The following is an 18245-nucleotide window of genomic DNA, read 5'->3' as shown; positions in this document are numbered from 1 at the left end:
GGCTATGCGATGCTGGCGCGCAGACCGTTAGCCAACTACAGCTTAAGTACAGAACGTAGAACGTCGCGCGGTACCGTCAACTTGCTCCTTTGGGGCGCTACACCACAGGGGGTCATTATGCTCACCCTGCTCAATTTGCTTTCTGCCGTGGCCCTGCTGATCTGGGGCACGCACATCGTCCGAACCGGCATCCTGCGGGTCTACGGCACCAACTTGCGCCATGTCATCAGCCATAACATGTCCAACCGCTGGCTGGCTTTCCTCTCCGGGATCGCCGTGACGGCGATGGTCCAGAGCAGCAACGCCACCGCTATGCTGGTCACTTCCTTTGTTGGCCAGGGCCTGATGGCGCTTACGCCAGCGTTGGTCACCATGCTCGGTGCCGATGTCGGTACGGCCCTGATGGCGCGGGTGCTGACGTTCGATCTGTCGTGGTTGTCGCCCCTGCTGATTTTTGCCGGGGTGATTTTCTTTCTGTCGCGCAAGCAGACCAGACTCGGGCAGATGGGTCGTGTCGCCATTGGTTTGGGGTTGATCATTCTGGCGTTGCAACTGATTGTCGAAGCCGCGCACCCGATTACCCATGCCAAAGGGGTGAAGGTGATTTTCGCCTCGCTCACTGGCGACATCCTGCTCGACGCCTTGGTCGGCGCGCTGTTCGCGATGATTTCCTATTCCAGCCTGGCCGCTGTTTTGCTCACCGCGACCCTGGCGGGCGCCAATGTGATCAGCCTGCCGGTGGCCATCGGGCTGGTGATCGGCGCCAATATCGGCAGCGGCGTACTCGCCTTCCTCAGCACCAGCATGCAGAACGCCGCCGGGCGCCAAGTGGCGCTGGGCAGCCTGCTGTACAAAATGATTGGTCTTTTATTGATCATTCCGGTGCTCGATCCGCTGGTGCACTGGCTCGATGGCCTGGATTTCAGCCCTCAAGAAATGGTCATCGGCTTTCACCTGCTCTACAACACCGCGCGTTGCCTGATCCTGCTGCCCAGCGTTGGGCCGATGGCCAGGTTTTGTGCCTGGGTGCTGCCGGAGCACCCGCTGGCCAACGGTACGGCCAAGCCCCGGCACCTTGACCCCACGGCGTTGGTCACCCCCGGTCTGGCGCTGGCCAACGCGGCCCGGGAAACCCTGCGCATGGGCGACCTGATCGACAACATGCTCGAAGCCATGCTCGACGTTTTGCGCGGCAAACAGACCGCCGTCACCCAGGAAATGAGGCGTCTGACCGACGATGTCGAAGCGCTCTACAGCGCGATCAAGTTGTACCTGGCGCAAATGCCCCGGGAAGATCTCAGCGATCAGGACAGCCGGCGCTGGGCGGAAATCATCGAACTGGCGATCAACCTGAAACTGGCCAGCGACTTGATCGAACGCATGCTGCGCAAGGTCCAGCAGCAGAAAACCTCGCAGCGCCGGTCGTTTTCCGAAGTCGGGCTGGACGAATTGACCGGGCTGCAAACTCAGTTGATCTCCAACCTGCGGCTCGGGATGTCGGTGTTTCTCAGTGGCGACCCGGAAAGTGCCCGCCAGCTGGTGCGTGAAAAACGTCGTTTCCGCGCACAGGAACGGCGCCTGGCCCACGCTCATGTCAGCCGCTTGCAACGTAAAATCGTGCAAAGTATCGAAACCAGTTCGTTGCACCTGGAGCTGATCGCCGACATGAAGCGTCTGAATTCGCTGTTTTGCAGCAGTGCCTACGTGGTGCTGGAAACATCGGACACCGGTGCGCTGGTGGTCGACGATTTGAGCGACATCACTCATTCACCCTGAACGTCCACAGTTGCCTGAAGTCTGTTGAACTTGCGCTAGTCGTACGGAAGCTTGTTATGCGTTGTCTGTTGTTCGCCTGTCTGTTGCTTGGTTCATTCCCGTCATTCGCCCTGGATCGCTTCCAGGTCGAGGGCTACACCCTGCGCAACGGTTTGCAATTGCTGCTCAAACCCGGCACCGACCGCGGGCATGTGGCGATCCGGCTGGTGGTCGGCGTTGGCCTGGACGATTTCAAGTGCGAAGAAAAGGAGCTGCCGCATCTGCTGGAACACCTGTTGTTCAGCGGTATCGACGCCAGTGGCGAAGGTGGCCTGGAGGAACGCATGCAGGCCCTGGGTGGTGAGTGGAACGCGTTCACCAGCAATGCCGATACGACCTTCGTCATCGAAGCTCCGGCGAAAAACCAGCGCAAGGTGCTCGACCTGTTGCTGGCGCTGCTGACCCAGACCCGATTCGACGACAACGCCATCAACGCGGCCAAGCTAGTGGTCGAGCGTGAAGACGGCGGCCACTACTCGCACCTGCAACGCTGGCTCGATCGTCAGGACCTCGGCCACACGGCCAGCAACCAGCTGGCCGTGGAGCTGGGCCTCAAATGCCCGGAGCGCGCGCAAGTCGGTGGCCTGACCCGTGAACAACTGGAGCAGGTGCGCAAGGATTGGTATGCGCCGAACAACATGACCCTGATCGTGGTAGGTGACCTCGACAAGTTGCTGCCGGCCTATCTGGAGCGGGCGTATGGCGTGCTGGAAGCGATTACGCCTGGCGAGCATCCGCCGCTGCCGCAAATCCAGGCCAGCGCCGCCCATGAGCGCACCTTGACCCACGGACTGGTCGGCAACGGCGCCAAGTTGCACTGGCTGGTGCCGGAGCCGGTACTGGAGGATGGGCACGATGAAACCTTCGATTTGCTCAAGGACTATCTGGATTGGGCGCTCTATCGCCAGTTACGCCTGGTTCACGGTTTGTCCTACGGTCCGTGGGCGGAACGCGAGGTGTTCGGCGGCGTGGGTTTCATGAGCCTCAATGCCGACCTTGAACGCGACGACGTGGCCGATGCCGAACAAGTACTCGAGGATCTGAAGGCCGGGCTGCTCAAGGACGGCCTCAATGCCGACACCTTCAACCGCCTCAAGCAGGCTGCAATTGCCCGCCAGGCCTGGGCCGTACAAGGCAATAGTGCGTTGGCCGACTACTACTGGAGCGCCATTGGCGACTACGAGGACGGTCGCTTCTCCAACCCGACCCGGGAGTTGCAAGGGGTGACCCTGGAAGAGGCGAACAAGGCCGTGCGTGAATTGCTCCTGCAACCGGGGTATTTGCGGATCGAGAAGCCGTTATTCAGTTATGACCAGTTGATGTGGCTGGTGGTCGGTGGGGCGGGCTTGATCGTGTTGATGCTGGTGGGCTGGCGTTTGCATCACAGGAAGTAACATTTTCTTCTGGCAAGTTACTCACTGTGGTGAGGGGGCTTGCCCCCGTTCGGCTGCGAGGCAGTCGTGAATCGGACTATTGCGATGTACCTGAAAGATTATGTTTGCTGATTTCGGGGCCGCTACGCGACCCAACGGGGGCAAGCCCCCTCGCCACAAGGCCGCGCCAGCGGTACCCTGTCGAGGTTTTTTCCTACGACGACTGTGAAACCGCCGAATGCAAAACCTGACCCTTTTCGTACAGCGCATCCTCGAATTGATGAAGCGCTACCCTGGGGTCATTGCGCTCTGTGGTTTCATCTCCGGGGTGGGCAGTTTCATTCTGGTCGATCGCCAGCAAGGCCTGGCGAGCTGGATCACCACCATCATGCTGATCAGCTGGATCTGGCTGATGCTGGAAAACAGCCTGACCAAGCTGTTCACGCGCATCTTCAAGCGAGAAATCCCGGAACCCTTGCTGCGTTACGCAACGCAGATGATCCATCAGGAAAGCCTGTTCTTTGTCCTGCCGTTCTTTTTCATCACCACGACGTGGAACAGCGGCCAGTTGGTTTTCACCGGGCTGCTGGGCGTCGCGGCGCTGATTTCGATCATCGACCCGCTCTACTACAAATGGTTGGCTCCCCGGCGCTGGGCGTTTCTGGCCCTGCATACCCTGACCCTGTTCGCCGCGCTGCTCACCGCGTTGCCGGTGATCATGCACCTGACCACCGCGCAAAGTTTCAAATGGGCACTGGGTATCTCGGTGCTGTTGTCGTTCCCGAGCCTGGCGTCGATCTTCCCGATTCGTACCGTACGCAGTGCGTTGGCGATTTTGAGTATCACCCTGGGCATTGGCGTCGTCGGTTGGGAGCTGCGCTCGTGGGTGCCGCCGGCGACGCTGTGGATGACCGACGTGGCCATCAGCACGCAAATGCAGGACCGCACGCCTGGCGCCAGCCTCGACGAAGTCAGTGCTGAGCAGATCCGCAATGGCGGGCTCTACGCGTACACCGCGATCAACGCCCCGCGTGGCCTGGACGAGCGGATTTATCACGTCTGGCAGTTCAACGGTAAAGAGGTCGACCGCATCCCTCTGGATATTCGCGGCGGGCGCAAGGAAGGTTACCGGGCCTGGACCCACAAGGAGAATTTCCCGGGCAACCCGGTCGGCAAATGGCAGGTTCGGGTGCTGACCGAAGATGGCCAGGTCATCGGCGTGCTGCGCTTCAAAGTCACGGACAGCACAGCGATCAAAGAAAAGTAGTGCGGTTCGTGCTATTACGTAGAGCTGCGTAATCACTGAACAAGCACGGAGCCTATGATCAGCAGCACAATGGCCGGCAACGCCCGATTAGACACGTCGATTACCCCTGCGCGGTTGCGAGTGACGGGCGACTGGACGCTTGCCCATTACGCTGACCTCAAGCTGTTGAGCGAAAAACTCCACGGCCAGTACGACGCCAACACCCCCGTTGACCTCAATGGACTGGGCGCCCTCGACACCGCGGGCGCCTCGCTGTTGGTAGAGCTGCTCGGCTCCGAGCGCCTCGGCCGCTCCGCCGAACATCCTGATTGCACACTCTCCGCTGCTGATCGCGCGTTGCTGCAAACCGTCTACTGCTCGTTGACCGATTTCTGCGTACCGATCAAGGAGCCGGAAGTCAGCGTTACCATTCAGTTGCTGACCCGTATTGGTCGCGCGGTGGACATCGTCTGGCAGGACACCCTGCAACTGCTGGGTTTCGTTGGCCTGATCATCGAAACCATCGCCCGCGGCCTGTTCCGGCCCAAACGCTGGCGCGTCACGCCGATGATCGCCCATATCGAACAGACCGGCCTCGATGCCGCCCCAATTGTTGCCCTGCTGACCTTTCTGGTGGGCGCCGTGGTGGCGTTTCTCGGGTCGACGGTGCTGGCCACTTTCGGCGCCACTGTCTTCACCGTGGACCTGGTGGGATTTGCCTTTCTGCGCGAGTTCGGTGTGTTGCTGACCGCGATCCTGATGGCCGGGCGCACCGCCAGTGCGTTCACGGCGCAAATCGGTTCGATGAAGGCCAACGAGGAAATCGACGCCATCCGCACCTTGGGCCTCGATCCCGTGGAGTTGCTGGTGGTGCCGCGGGTCCTGGCGTTGCTGATCGCCCTGCCGATGCTGACCTTTCTGGCGATGCTGTCGGGGATTATCGGCGGTGCCGTGGTTTGCGCAGTGGCGCTGGATATCTCGCCGGCAATGTTCATATCACTGCTGCAATCGGACATCGGCGTTCAGCACTTTCTGGTGGGGATCGTCAAAGCACCGGTCTTCGCCTTCCTGATCGCGGCGATTGGTTGCCTCGAAGGCTTCAAGGTCAGTGGCAGCGCTGAGTCGGTGGGCGCACACACCACGTCGAGCGTGGTGCAGTCGATTTTCGTGGTGATCGTGATGGATGCGATAGCCGCGATGTTTTTCATGGAGATGGGCTGGTGAGTCGTATCCCCCGAGCGCCCTCCGAGGCGGTGATTGAAGTACGTGGTTTGTGTAATCGCTTTGGTCGCCAGAGCGTGCACGAGAACCTCGACCTGGATTTGTACAAAGGCGAAATCCTGGCCGTGGTCGGCGGCTCCGGCAGCGGTAAATCGGTGCTGCTGCGCAGCATTGTCGGGTTGCGCGAGCCCAGCGAAGGCGTGGTGAAAGTCTTCGGCAAGAACCTTCCTACTTTGTCCGAACACGAGCGCTCGCTGGTGGAGCGACGTTTTGGCGTGCTGTTCCAGAAAGGCGCGCTGTTCTCTTCGCTGACGGTGACCGAGAATGTCGCCCTGCCGCTGATCGAACACGCCGGCTTGAGCCGCAACGATGCCGAGCACCTGGCAGCGGTGAAAATGGCCCTGGCCGGGTTGCCGCTGTCGGCGGCGGAGAAGTACCCCTCATCGCTGTCCGGCGGCATGATCAAGCGTGCTGCGCTGGCCCGGGCATTGGCTCTGGACCCGGATATCCTGTTTCTCGACGAGCCCACCGCCGGTCTCGATCCGATTGGCGCCGCCGCGTTCGACCAATTGATCCTGACCCTGCGCGATGCCTTGGGCCTGAGCGTTTTCCTGGTGACCCACGACCTCGACACGCTCTACACCATTACCGACCGGGTGGCGGTGCTGGCGCAGAAAAAAGTGCTGGTGGCAGACGCCATCGACAAGGTGTCGGAAACCAACGACGCGTGGATTCACGAATACTTCCATGGCCCTCGCGGCCGCGCGGCATTGACGGCCGCCCAACAGCTCAAAGAGGTCTGACATGGAAACCCGAGCCCATCATGTATTGATCGGCCTGTTCACCGTGATTGTGGTGACGGCCGCGCTGCTGTTCGGCCTGTGGCTTGCCAAGTCCAGTGTCGACACCGAGTTCAAGGACTACGAAGTCGTGTTCAACGAGGCGGTCAGCGGTTTGTCCAAGGGCAGTTCGGTGCAGTACAGCGGGATCAAGGTTGGCGACGTGATCTCGCTGCGTCTGGACCCGAAAGACCCGCGTCGGGTGCTGGCGCGAATTCGTCTGGCCGGCGATACCCCGGTCAAGGAAGACACCAATGCCAAGCTGGCCCTGACCGGGGTCACCGGGACCTCGATCATCCAGCTCAGTGGCGGCACGCCTCAGAGCCCGACGCTCAAGGGCAAGGACGGCAACCTGCCGACCATTGTCGCCTTGCCCTCGCCCATCGCCCGCCTGCTCAATGACAGTAACGATTTGATGTCCGGCGTGAACACGCTGATGCATAACGTCAACCTGATGTTTTCCACGGAAAACATCGAGCGCATCAGCAATACCCTGGAGCACCTGGAGCAAACCACCGGGACCATTGCCGAGCAGCGCGGCGATATCCGTCAGGCCATGCAGCAACTGGCATCGGTCGGCAAGCAGGCCAACACCATGCTGGAGCAGACCACGGCGCTGATGCGCAATGCCAACGGGCTGCTCAATGATCATGGCAAGGAGGCGCTGGGCAGCGCCGAGCAGGCGATGAAGTCGTTTCAGGAGAGCAGTGCCACCCTCAACAAACTGATCACAGCCAATCAGGATTCGCTCAACAGCGGCATGCAAGGCCTCAATGGCCTGGGCCCGGCCGTGCGCGAGATGCGCGAAACCCTGTCCTCGTTGCGCGTCATTACCAAACGTCTGGAGGCCAACCCCAGCGGTTACCTGCTGGGCAGTGAAAAGACCAAGGAATTCACGCCATGAAGCCGATTCGGATTGCTCTCCTCGCTGGCTTCACGCTGATTAGCTCGTGCTCGATCCTGCCCAAGCCAGAGCCCTTCGAGGTCTATCGATTGCCTTCGGCCCAGAGCGCATCGGCCAGCCATGGAACTCCGCAACGCTGGTCGTTGCGACTGAGCAAATTTCAGTCCAGCGAAGCGTTGAACAGTCCGAACATTGCAGTGATTCCCCAGGGCGATGTGATCAGCCACTACAAGGGGTCACGCTGGAGCGACCCGACGCCGGTGCTGGTGCGCAATCGCCTGCTGGAAGGTTTCCAGCATGACGGACGGGTGCCGTTGTTGAGCACCGATGACAGCATTTTCCAGACCGATCTTGAATTGGGCGGCAGCCTGCAAGCGTTCCAGACTGAATACCAAGGTACGAATGCCAGCGCGGTCGTGCGTCTGGATGCATTGCTGGTGCGCAGCTACGACCAGCGCATCCTCGCCAGCCGCCGCTTTGAAGTGCGCCAGCCACTCAGCGATGTGCAGGTTCCGGCGGTGGTGGTCGGGTTCGGTCAGGCGAGCGATCAGTTGACCGCGCAGGTGGTGAGCTGGGCGGTTGAGCAAGGGCAGAAACTCGCCCCACCGCCAAGACCTTGAGCAAGCCAGCTCCCACAGTTGATTTGTGGAGGCCGCATCAGCGCTGCAAAAACGCCTGATGCAGTTCAGCCAGCGTTTCAAAGTGATACGCCGGCGCTTCGGCGCTCAACTCTTCATGACTGCCGAACCCGTAACCCACCGCCGCCGCGTCCAAGCCATTGCTGCGCGCACCGATCAGGTCGTGCTTGCGGTCGCCGATCATCAAGGTGTTGGCAGGGTCCAGGTTTTCTTCGGCCATCAGGTGAGCGATCAGTTCGATCTTGTTGGTCCGGGTGCCGTCCAGTTCGCTGCCGTAAATCACCTTGAAGTGTTTGGCAAAGTCGAAATGCCGGGCGATTTCCCGGGCGAACACCCACGGTTTCGAAGTGGCGATGTACAGTTGCCTGCCTTGTCCGACCAGGGTTTCCAGCAGCGGCGTGACACCATCGAACACGCGGTTTTCGTAGAGACCGGTGACCTTGAAGCGCTCGCGGTAGAAATTCACTGCCTCCCAGGCCCGGGCTTCATCGAAGTCGTAGAACTGCATGAACGCCTGCAACAGCGGTGGGCCGATGAAGTGTTCGAGCTTGGCCAGGTCCGGCTCATCGATACCCAGTTTGCTCAGGGCGAACTGGATCGAACGGGTGATGCCCTCGCGCGGATCGGTGAGGGTGCCATCGAGGTCAAACAAAACGGTTTGGTAATGCATGTCGAATCCTGAATAAGGGGGCCGGGTCAAAGCTGGTCGTAGCCTTCGGCCAGATGCAGGTCCTTGAGCTTCACGTAGTTCGCCGCGCTGTAGGTGAAAAAGGCCCGTTCCTTGTCAGTCAGCGGGCGGATCTGCTTTACCGGGCTGCCAACATACAGGAAGCCGCTTTGCAGATGCTTGCCCGGCGGCACCAGGCTGCCGGCGCCGATGATCACATCATTGTCGACGACCGCGCCGTCCATGACGATGCTGCCCATGCCGATCAATACCCGACTGCCTACCGAACAACCATGCAGCATGACCTTGTGGGCGATGGTCACGTCATCGCCGATCAGCAGCGGAAAGCCATCCGGGTTGAACGGCCCGGCGTGGGTGATGTGCAACACGCAGCCATCCTGCACGCTGGTGCGCGCGCCGATGCGGATGCGGTGCATGTCGCCACGGATCACGGTCAGCGGCCAGACCGAGCTGTCTTCGCCAATTTCAACGTCGCCGATCACCACCGCCGAGCCGTCGACAAAAGCGCCTTTACCCAGCAGCGGCGTGTGGTTCTGATACTTGCGAAGGTTCACGATAGGGTTTCTCTCTGTTGCTGATAGCTGCGGTGAACGTCGATTGTAATTAAGATGGCTGCATGTTTCTCCAGCCAAGGTATCAACCGTGAGCGTGAACAACCCTCTTTTGCAGTCCTATGACCTGCCGCCGTTCTCCGCCATCCGCGCCGAGCACGTGCAACCTGCCATTGAACAGATCCTGGCTGACAACCGTGCCGCCATCGTCGAGATCCTCAAGACCCAGGTCAAACAGCCAACGTGGGCTGGCCTGGTGCTGGCGATGGACGAACTCAACGACCGCCTGGGCGCCGCCTGGAGCCCGGTCAGCCACCTCAATGCCGTGTGCAACAGCGCCGAGCTGCGTGAAGCCTACGAGTCATGCCTGCCGGCCTTGAGCGCCTATTCCACCGAAATGGGTCAGAACCGCGAACTGTTCCAGGCTTTCGAAGCCCTGGCCAACAGTCCGGAGGCCGCCGGTTTCGACGTGGCGCAGAAAACTATCCTGGAACACTCCCTGCGTGACTTCCGTCTGTCGGGTATCGACCTGCCGGAAGCCGAACAGAAACGTTACGCCGAAGTGCAGAGCAAGCTGTCCGAATTGGGCAGCCGTTTCTCCAACCAGTTGCTCGATGCCACTCAAGCGTGGACCAAGCACATCACCGATGAAGCCGCCCTCGTCGGCCTGACCGACTCGGCCAAGGCGCAAATGGCCGCTGCGGCTCAGGCCAAGGATCTGGACGGCTGGCTGATCACCCTGGAATTCCCGAGCTATTACGCGGTGATGACCTACGCCCAGGACCGCGCACTGCGTGAAGAAGTCTACGCGGCCTACTGCACCCGTGCGTCGGACCAGGGGCCGAATGCCGGCCAGAACGACAATGGCCCGATCATGGAAGAAATCCTCGGCCTGCGTCAGGAACTGGCAAAACTCTTGGGTTTCAGCAGTTTCTCCGAACTGAGCCTGGCGACCAAAATGGCCGAGTCCAGCGATCAGGTGCTGAGCTTCCTGCGCGATCTGGCCAAGCGCAGCAAGCCGTTCGCTACTCAGGATCTGGAACAGCTCAAGGCTTATGCCGCTGAACAAGGCTGCCAGGACCTGCAAAGCTGGGACAGCGGTTTCTACGGCGAAAAACTCCGTGAACAGCGTTACAGCGTGGCCCAGGAAGCCCTGCGCGCCTACTTCCCGATCGACAAGGTGCTCGGCGGCCTGTTCGCCATCGTCCAGCGTCTGTACGGCATCGAGATTGCCGAACTCAAAGGCTTCGACACCTGGCACCCGGATGTCCGCCTGTTTGAAATCAAGGAAAACGGCCAGCATGTCGGCCGCTTCTTCTTTGACCTTTACGCCCGCGCCAACAAGCGCGGCGGTGCCTGGATGGATGGCGCCCGCGACCGTCGTCGCACCGCCGGCGGTGTATTGCAAAGCCCGGTGGCGAACCTGGTGTGCAACTTCACCCCGGCCGACAGCGGCAAGCCTGCGCTGCTGACCCACGACGAAGTCACCACCCTGTTCCACGAGTTCGGTCACGGCCTGCATCACCTGCTGACCCGCGTCGAGCATGCTGGCGTGTCCGGCATCAACGGCGTGGCCTGGGATGCCGTCGAACTGCCAAGTCAGTTCATGGAAAACTGGTGCTGGGAGCCGGAAGGTCTGGCGCTGATTTCCGGTCACTATGAATCCGGTGAACCGCTGCCTCAGGACTTGCTCGGAAAAATGCTCGCGGCGAAAAATTTCCAGTCCGGCCTGATGATGGTCCGCCAACTGGAGTTCTCGCTGTTCGACTTCGAACTGCACGCCACCCACGGCGACGGCCGCAGCGTGCTGCAAGTGCTCGAAGGCGTGCGCGACGAGGTTTCGGTGATGCGTCCACCGGCCTACAACCGTTTCCCCAACAGCTTTGCGCACATCTTCGCTGGCGGTTACGCCGCGGGTTACTACAGCTACAAATGGGCTGAAGTGCTGTCCGCCGATGCGTTTTCGAAGTTCGAAGAAGAAGGCGTGCTCAACGCCGACACCGGTCGTGCGTTCCGCGAAGCAATCCTGGCTCGTGGCGGCTCCCAGGAGCCAATGGTGCTGTTCGTCGACTTCCGTGGTCGTGAGCCATCAATTGACGCACTCTTGCGCCACAGCGGCCTGAGTGAGGACGCGGCAGCATGAGTGAGGGACCTGTGATTACGAAAAAACGCTTTATCGCCGGGGCGGTCTGCCCGGCATGCAGCGAGCCGGACAAATTGATGATGTGGAACGAAGATCAGGTCCCGCACCGAGAGTGCGTGGCCTGCGGTTACTCCGACACACTCAATGAGCAAGGGCTGTCGGTGCCCAAGGAGTTGGGTACGCGGGTTAATACCAGCGCACTCAAACCAGCCGACACCAAGGTTCAGGCGGTTCAGTTCTTCCCGAACCCAAAACTGAAGAAAAAGCCGGACGAACAGCACTGAGTGAAAAAAAGCCCCCGTTACGCCATGCAACGGGGGCTTTTCTTATTCGATATGAGCGGACTTGAACCAGCTCTTCATCGAGCACGCGGCGAACGGGCTGGTGCTGCAATCGCCATTGGCCAGGGCCGTGCGCAGTTTGTCGACGTCGGCCTGCATCATGTAGCGGATGCCGTCCTTGAAGTGGGTGCTGTCACCAAAGCCGCCCTGGGTCATTTCGTTCAGGGCCTCTTCCTTGCTCCAGCCCTGGATGACAACCCGATACATGGCCGCCATCAGACCGGTACGGTCGGAACCGTGTTTGCAGTGCATCAGCACCGGGCCTTTGGCTTCGGCAGACTTGATGGCACGCAAGGCCTTGAGCACATCGGCGTCATCCACATGGTTGGTGCGATAAGGCAGCTGTACTTGCGTGATGCCTGGCGTGGACAACCAACTGGAGTCTGCTTCGGGCAGGAAGTTGATCACCGTGCCCACCTTGAGTTTCTCCAGCAGCGGAACCGCGTCCTTGTCCGGCAAGGCGCTGCGATAGAGCGTCGGCGACATCTGGAAGAGGTTGTATTGCTTCTCGACCGGTTGAGCCCAGTCTGCCGGACGTTGCATCACACTGTCGTCAGCAAGTGCCGGAGTCAGGTTAACGAGTGCAACCAGCGACAGGCATATTGCAGATAAAAAACGTGGAAAAGACATGCTTGGCGACCGTTCAGAAAGGGACGGGAAGATGGTGGCAAGGATTAGCCATGTACGGTCAAAGGCCTGTGAGCTGACTGTCAAAGAATCGTGAAGCCTGCGCTCAGGTTATAGTTTCAGTTTGATGAATGCCTTGAGCAAGCCGTTCAGTTCGGCCCCATAGTCAAACACCTGTCCAGTTTCAGGGTTGCGCTCACGACCTTCAAAAGGCGAGCCGGAATCCGCAGATTTGGTCTCGTACACACCGAGGCTATACAGTTGATGATCCTCTTCATCAATGTCAAATACCTCAACATCTATTCGAAGCTCAGCGGGAAGACAATAAAGGTACGCTATGCCCTCTGGAGCAATTACTTGTTGATGATAAAAAGCGAGTGCAAGCTGTGTAAGGGCGGCAATGTCCTTTTCGTCGATGCTATTGTCTGGAGTGACATTGATATCGGACCATGGATCAAAGTCGAACTTTGAAGTCTTGCTATCGTTTTTTATAGCGAGTGTCACGGAGGGAGCGCTTGCGAGAACATCAGCGAACTGCTCCATTGTTTTGTTTGGATACTCGTCTGCCCTTATTAGCTTGATAACTACCTGCACATCTTCTGGCGTTTTTATTTTTTGTAGATAAGCACCGGTTTTTATGGGCTGGGACATTTTTTATCCTCGTGGCTGTCTGGAATGCATGCGGGAGCCCGCATGCATTCGGCAGTTGTGCTTTCCAGTGATTGGAAAGTCAGGGCTCAGGGATTGACGATACTGGCATAAGCCTTTGCCAGCGCCTGTAACTTGGCTTTGTCGTCGGCACCGATGTTTCCGTCTCCATCGACATCCTTGCCAACGGCCCTGATGCTGAACGAGTTACCACGGTCTGTGGAAACAGCAGTGTAAAACTCCGAGTCGACCAGGCTTTCAATTTGAACATTGTTTTCCGCGTCCCAACTTAACTCTTTTCGAGCCAGTTGTAGCGAAACCAGTGTGTTGGGCTCCGAAGGACTCGGTTGCATAAGTTGCAGAAAGATACCGCGCTGATTAAAGAAAGACATTAATAAATCCCTTTATTTGATGGCTGTTGAGGGTGTTGCTTGTCGGACTGAATATACGGGTGGGTATTGGATCTAACCACTGACTATATGTTTCCTCAGTTTTCTCATCATTGTTGAACAGGTCAGCTCACGGCACCCTGTCGCCAGATGAATGGCTGAGCGGTACTGGTCGATTCGCAGCACTTCGGATACTGTATGGATATACAGATCAAGGAGTCCGCCGATGGTTAGCTCTCTGCCTCCCCGTGGTCGCGGCACCGCAACCAACCCGCACAATCGCTTTGCCCCCAGCCATTCGGTGGTTGAGGACGACGGCTGGTACCAGGAAGTACCACTCACCCAGGGCACCGAGGTGAGCATTGAAACGGCGAAAACCATCATTACCCGCAACACGTCACCGGACTTGCCCTTCGACCGATCGATCAATCCCTATCGCGGTTGCGAGCATGGTTGCATTTACTGCTATGCGCGCGCCAGTCACGCCTATTGGGACATGTCACCGGGGCTGGATTTCGAGACAAAACTGATCGCCAAGACCAACGCCGTGGATGTGCTGGAGGAGCAGTTGTCCAAACGTGGGTATCAATGTGCGCCGATCAACCTCGGCTCCAACACCGACCCCTATCAGCCGATCGAGCGTGAATACAGGATCACCCGGCAAACCCTCGAAGTACTCCTGCGTTACCGACACCCCGTGACTATCGTCACCAAGGGCTCACTGATTCTTCGCGACCTGGACCTGCTGACCGAGCTTGCCAGCCAAAGACTGGTGGCAGTAATGATCAGCCTGACCACCCTGGACGACGAACTCAAACGCATCCTTGAACCCCGCGCTGCGGCGCCCAAGGCCCGGTTGCGGGCGATCAGGGTCATGCGCGAGGCGGGCATTCCGGTGGGCGTGCTGTGTTCACCGATGATTCCGATGATCAACGACAGTGAGCTCGAAAGCCTGCTCACCGAGGCTCATGCGGCCGGGGCGAAAAGTGCTGCTTACATGATGTTGCGTCTGCCGCTGGAAGTGGCGCCACTGTTCGAAGAATGGCTGGGCGCCCACTATCCGCAACGGGCGGCGCATGTGCTGAGCCTGATTCGCCAGAGCCGTGGCGGTGAGCTCTACGACAGCCGCTTTGGCGCTCGAATGCGCGGTGAAGGCCCTTTCGCCGACCTGCTGGCACAGCGCTTTGCCAAAACCATCAAGCGCCTGGGGCTCAATCACCGGGAAGGCTTTGACCTGGACTGCAATGCCTTTTGTCCGCCCGGTCGCCAAATGTCGTTGATTTGAGGGCAATTGGCCTATGGTTGAGTACTGAAGACCGCGCTCACGCCTTAGGCTGGTCACGTTTTTTGTGACCTGTAACACGCATTCTAGAGCGTTTTATTCAGTTTCAATTAAGATTCGGCCGCTACCTTGTTCATCGAGTGACTGATGGGTCGAGATGCTTGACCTGGATGTTTTTTAACCAGCCACTGGCTTCACACCGGACCGCACGGGATGACTCCCTGAGCCCGCCAATGAGGATGAATTGATGAGTGACAAGGATAAACAGCCGTTGGCTGCGTCGGCTTCAGCCCAACCCGAGGCCGAAACCGCCGATGCAGCGTTGCAGCATATCGTTGACGGCTTTTTGCATTTTCATCATGAGATCTTTCCTCAGCAGGAAGAGCTCTTCAAGAAACTCGCCACGGCCCAGCGGCCACGAGCGATGTTCATCGCCTGCGCCGACTCGCGCATCGTTCCCGAGTTAATTACACAGAGCTCCCCAGGCGACCTGTTCGTGACTCGTAACGTGGGCAACGTCGTGCCGCCCTACGGGCAAATGAACGGCGGTGTTTCTACGGCCATCGAGTACGCCGTACTGGCTTTGGGGGTGCATCACATCATCATTTGCGGGCATTCCGACTGCGGTGCCATGCGCGCGGTGCTCAACCCGGACAGTCTGGAAAAAATGCCCACGGTCAAAGCCTGGCTGCGTCATGCCGAAGTGGCCAAAACCATGGTGCAGGAGAACTGCAACTGCTCTAGCGAAAGTGAAAGCATGCACATCCTCACCGAAGAAAATGTGATTGCCCAATTGCAGCATCTGCGCACCCATCCGTCGGTGGCCTCGCGCATGGCCAACGGTCAGCTGTTTATTCACGGCTGGGTCTACAACATCGAAACCAGCGAAATAAAAGCGTACGACGCCGATCAAGGCTGTTTCCTGCCGCTCAATGGCAGCCTGCCAATTCCCGTGGCGACGCCCAAAGCGCGCTTCTAAATCCTCCTAAATCGTTGTGTGGTTCAGCCGAGGCTGCCGTTCAGGCAGCCTGGCTTTGCCATGACTGAAGAAAACTTCGGGAGATTCACCATGCGTGCTGTTCGACTCAAAGCTGTTCTGCCACGGGAGCTGCTGGCTTCGGTGGTTGTGTTTCTGGTCGCCCTGCCCCTGTGCATGGGCATCGCGATTGCCTCGGGGCTGCCGCCGGCCAAGGGTCTGATCACCGGCATCATCGGTGGTCTGGTGGTCGGCTGGTTGGCCGGTTCGCCACTGCAAGTCAGCGGCCCGGCGGCGGGCCTGGCCGTTCTGGTGTTCGAGTTGGTCCGCCAGCACGGTATTGCCATGCTTGGGCCAATTTTGTTGCTGGCGGGATTGCTGCAACTGGTGGCTGGCCGTTTGAAGCTGGGTTGCTGGTTTCGGGTGACGGCACCGGCGGTGGTGTACGGCATGCTGGCCGGGATTGGCGTGCTGATCATCCTGTCTCAGGTGCATGTGATGCTGGATGCCGTGCCCAAACCCTCGGGCCTGGATAACCTGGCGGCCTTCCCGGCGGCGCTGGCTCAGGCGTTGCCCACGTTTGGCTGGCAAGCCGGTTTGCTCGGTTTGTCGACGATCGCCGTCATGTGGCTGTGGGAGAAACTCCGTCCGCAATCCCTGCGCTTCATTCCTGGCGCGCTACTCGGCGTCGGTCTGGCCACGCTTGCCAGCCTTGTGCTGGCGTTGCAGGTCAAACGGGTTGAGGTTCCGGCCAACCTGGCGGAGGCCATCGACTGGCTGAAGCCAGCGGATCTGCTCAACCTGGCTGATCCGAACTTGCTGATCGCGGCGTTTGCCGTGGCCTTCATCGCGAGCGCCGAAACCTTGCTCTCAGCCGCCGCGGTTGATCGCATGCACAGTGGTCAGCGCTCGGACTTCGACCGGGAACTGTCGGCGCAAGGTATCGGCAACATGTTGTGTGGCCTGTTTGGGGCGTTGCCGATGACCGGCGTTATCGTACGCAGTTCGGCGAATGTTCAGGCCGGCGCAACCACGCGGTTTTCGACCATTTTCCACGGCCTGTGGTTGTTGGCGTTTGTACTGTTGTTGTCCCGCGTGCTGCAAAGCATTCCGGTGGCGAGCCTGGCGGGCGTGCTGGTTTACACCGGTTTCAAGCTGGTGGATCTCAAGGTCTTCCGTGGTTTGGGCCGGTATGGTCGGGCGCCGATGTTCACCTATGCGGCAACCGCGCTCGCCATTGTTTTCACGGACCTGCTGACCGGCGTGTTGATTGGCTTCGGCCTGACGCTGGTGAAACTGGCGCTGAGAGCTTCGCGGTTGAAAATCAGCCTGATCGACCTGCCCCAGGAAGGGGAAATGGAATTGCGCCTGGTGGGCGCGGCGACCTTCCTCAAAGTGCCGGCGCTGACCCAGGTGCTGGGCAGTATTCCACCCGGCGCGACGGTGCATGTGCCGCTCAATAACCTGAGCTACATCGATCACTCGTGTCTGGAGCTACTGGAGGAGTGGGGCCGGGCGAATGCGGCCAAGGGCTCGAAGCTGTTGATTGAATCGCGGGGGTTGAAGCGCAGGCTTGAAGGGCGGGTGCGGACGAACACAGGTATAGGTGCGGCTGGTTGAGGTCCAATGTGGGAGCGAGCTTGCTCGCGATGGCGGCGGATCAGTCAACTTTGATGTTGAATGACATGGCCTCATCGTGAGCAATCTCGCTCCTACAGGGGATTGTGATTACCGGTGGATCAAGCCGCTGGCTGATCCAGTTCCAGGCCTACGCCCAAACGACGGGACATGCACGGCCAGCGTTTCCACGCGGCGCCGGTGTCCGGGCTGTTGAGCTTCTCGCGGTAGGCTTCTACCGACTCCAGTGCGAAGCTTTCGTCATTGAGCATCTCGTCGATGGCGTGATGCACCACTTCGTCCAGTTGGTTGGCGAACGACTCACCGATCAATTGGTGAGCAATCAGGTTGGCGACAGTCATGTCCAAGGGGATCAGTGGCTGGCCGAAATGCTTGATGTACAGGTCGTTGACCTCTTCGACAAACCGGTGTGCCAGATAGGCTTCATCCAGCAGGCTGTCGAGCCCGACATGGCCAGCCATGATGGCTGGCGGCTGGAGGAAGTACTGTTCGGCGATTGTCAGCACCGGTTTGATCTGTGACTCAATGCCCGCTTCCCTGGCGACATCATTGGCTGCATCCAGCAGATCGGGCACTTCTTCGATGTAAGCGGCGACGAATCGCGTCAGTACACCGTTGGTATCGGCCTCCGGCAATTGGATTGCCGGGTGCAGATGAGGCAATTTACTTTCCAGCTGACGCGTCAGCAGGCCAGTCTCGGCTTCGTGTTGTTGGGCTTTTTGGATCTGCTCGCGCAATGCGGCGGTGTTCATGAAAACTCCAGGAAACAAGGCAATGAAATAGGGAAGACATAACTTAGCTGGCTTACGAAAAATGCTAAGACGCATTTGTCATAATTATTTCATCCTTGAGACGGCCCCGTTATATCGGTTTGCCACCACTCGTCTGCATCCTTCTCCATTCGTGCCCTGCAACGCAAGTTAATG

General features: G+C 59.1%; 18 protein-coding genes. 12 read left to right on the top strand and 6 right to left on the bottom strand.

Going from position 1 to position 18245, the window contains the following annotated elements:
* Positions 1 to 117: 117 nt before the first annotated feature.
* From KGB07_RS07840 to KGB07_RS07810, 7 genes are all read left to right on the top strand, one after another.
* Positions 118 to 1776 carry a Na/Pi cotransporter family protein gene (locus KGB07_RS07840; RefSeq protein ID WP_046042708.1) on the top strand — a complete coding sequence of 553 codons (1659 nt, stop codon included), beginning with the start codon at positions 118 to 120 and terminating at the stop codon, positions 1774 to 1776.
* Between the two features lie 56 nt (positions 1777 to 1832).
* Entirely contained in the window at positions 1833 to 3209 is a 1377-nt protein-coding gene (locus KGB07_RS07835; RefSeq protein WP_223465145.1) for a M16 family metallopeptidase, read from the top strand.
* Between the two features lie 217 nt (positions 3210 to 3426).
* Positions 3427 to 4455, top strand: a complete 1029-nt coding sequence (locus KGB07_RS07830) for a DUF5924 family protein (protein ID WP_046042706.1) — start codon at positions 3427 to 3429, stop codon at positions 4453 to 4455.
* Between the two features lie 54 nt (positions 4456 to 4509).
* Positions 4510 to 5658 carry an ABC transporter permease gene (locus KGB07_RS07825; RefSeq protein WP_046042705.1) on the top strand — a complete coding sequence of 383 codons (1149 nt, stop codon included), beginning with the start codon at positions 4510 to 4512 and terminating at the stop codon, positions 5656 to 5658.
* A complete protein-coding gene (locus KGB07_RS07820) occupies positions 5655 to 6458 on the top strand; it encodes an ABC transporter ATP-binding protein (RefSeq protein ID WP_046042704.1) in 804 nt (267 codons plus the stop codon). Before KGB07_RS07825 ends, KGB07_RS07820 begins: the two co-directional genes overlap by 4 nt.
* Position 6459: 1 nt before the next feature.
* A complete protein-coding gene (locus KGB07_RS07815) occupies positions 6460 to 7398 on the top strand; it encodes an MlaD family protein (protein WP_046042703.1) in 939 nt (312 codons plus the stop codon).
* On the top strand, positions 7395 to 8018 hold the full coding sequence (locus tag KGB07_RS07810; protein ID WP_223465144.1) for an ABC-type transport auxiliary lipoprotein family protein: 624 nt from the start codon (positions 7395 to 7397) through the stop codon (positions 8016 to 8018). The genes KGB07_RS07815 and KGB07_RS07810 overlap by 4 nt, the downstream gene beginning before the upstream one ends.
* 37 nt (positions 8019 to 8055) lie before the next feature.
* Here KGB07_RS07810 and KGB07_RS07805 read toward each other — a convergent pair whose 3' ends face one another.
* Positions 8056 to 8706 (bottom strand): HAD family hydrolase, encoded by a 651-nt coding sequence (locus tag KGB07_RS07805; RefSeq protein WP_223465143.1) that lies wholly within the window; start codon positions 8704 to 8706, stop codon positions 8056 to 8058.
* A 26-nt stretch (positions 8707 to 8732) separates the two neighbouring features.
* The gene (locus KGB07_RS07800) at positions 8733 to 9278 is read right to left on the bottom strand and encodes a gamma carbonic anhydrase family protein (protein WP_046042700.1); all 546 of its coding nucleotides are present in this window, start codon (positions 9276 to 9278) and stop codon (positions 8733 to 8735) included.
* Positions 9279 to 9366: 88 nt separating this feature from the next.
* Between KGB07_RS07800 and prlC the strand changes: the two genes are divergently transcribed.
* Together prlC and KGB07_RS07790 are read left to right on the top strand one after the other, a co-directional pair.
* Entirely contained in the window at positions 9367 to 11418 is a 2052-nt protein-coding gene (prlC, locus tag KGB07_RS07795; protein ID WP_223465142.1) for an oligopeptidase A, read from the top strand.
* Entirely contained in the window at positions 11415 to 11702 is a 288-nt protein-coding gene (locus tag KGB07_RS07790; RefSeq protein WP_008018424.1) for a YheV family putative zinc ribbon protein, read from the top strand. The genes prlC and KGB07_RS07790 overlap by 4 nt, the downstream gene beginning before the upstream one ends.
* A 42-nt stretch (positions 11703 to 11744) precedes the next feature.
* Here the strand turns inward: KGB07_RS07790 and KGB07_RS07785 are convergent, their stop codons facing one another.
* From KGB07_RS07785 to KGB07_RS07775, 3 genes are all read right to left on the bottom strand, one after another.
* On the bottom strand, positions 11745 to 12389 hold the full coding sequence (locus tag KGB07_RS07785) for a dual specificity protein phosphatase family protein (protein WP_223465141.1): 645 nt from the start codon (positions 12387 to 12389) through the stop codon (positions 11745 to 11747).
* Positions 12390 to 12497: 108 nt separating this feature from the next.
* On the bottom strand, positions 12498 to 13037 hold the full coding sequence (locus KGB07_RS07780) for a hypothetical protein (RefSeq protein WP_223465138.1): 540 nt from the start codon (positions 13035 to 13037) through the stop codon (positions 12498 to 12500).
* Positions 13038 to 13123: 86 nt separating this feature from the next.
* Positions 13124 to 13426 carry a hypothetical protein gene (locus KGB07_RS07775; protein ID WP_046042696.1) on the bottom strand — a complete coding sequence of 101 codons (303 nt, stop codon included), beginning with the start codon at positions 13424 to 13426 and terminating at the stop codon, positions 13124 to 13126.
* A 223-nt stretch (positions 13427 to 13649) separates the two neighbouring features.
* On the opposite strand from KGB07_RS07775, the gene KGB07_RS07770 reads away from it, so the two are divergent.
* From KGB07_RS07770 to KGB07_RS07760, 3 genes are all read left to right on the top strand, one after another.
* Positions 13650 to 14708 carry a PA0069 family radical SAM protein gene (locus KGB07_RS07770; protein ID WP_223465137.1) on the top strand — a complete coding sequence of 353 codons (1059 nt, stop codon included), beginning with the start codon at positions 13650 to 13652 and terminating at the stop codon, positions 14706 to 14708.
* 244 nt (positions 14709 to 14952) lie between these two features.
* Positions 14953 to 15684, top strand: a complete 732-nt coding sequence (locus KGB07_RS07765) for a carbonic anhydrase (RefSeq protein WP_008045785.1) — start codon at positions 14953 to 14955, stop codon at positions 15682 to 15684.
* A gap of 90 nt (positions 15685 to 15774) precedes the next feature.
* A complete protein-coding gene (locus KGB07_RS07760; RefSeq protein ID WP_223465136.1) occupies positions 15775 to 17301 on the top strand; it encodes a SulP family inorganic anion transporter in 1527 nt (508 codons plus the stop codon).
* 119 nt (positions 17302 to 17420) lie between these two features.
* Here KGB07_RS07760 and KGB07_RS07755 read toward each other — a convergent pair whose 3' ends face one another.
* Complete coding sequence (locus KGB07_RS07755; protein WP_223465134.1) at positions 17421 to 18071, bottom strand: hypothetical protein; 651 nt, start codon at positions 18069 to 18071, stop codon at positions 17421 to 17423.
* Between the last annotated feature and the right edge of the window lie 174 nt (positions 18072 to 18245).

It is taken from the genome of Pseudomonas sp. GL-RE-26 (genome assembly GCF_019956275.1).
GTDB lineage: Bacteria > Pseudomonadota > Gammaproteobacteria > Pseudomonadales > Pseudomonadaceae > Aquipseudomonas > Aquipseudomonas grandcourensis.
This window is presented reverse-complemented; position numbering and strand designations above follow the sequence as displayed.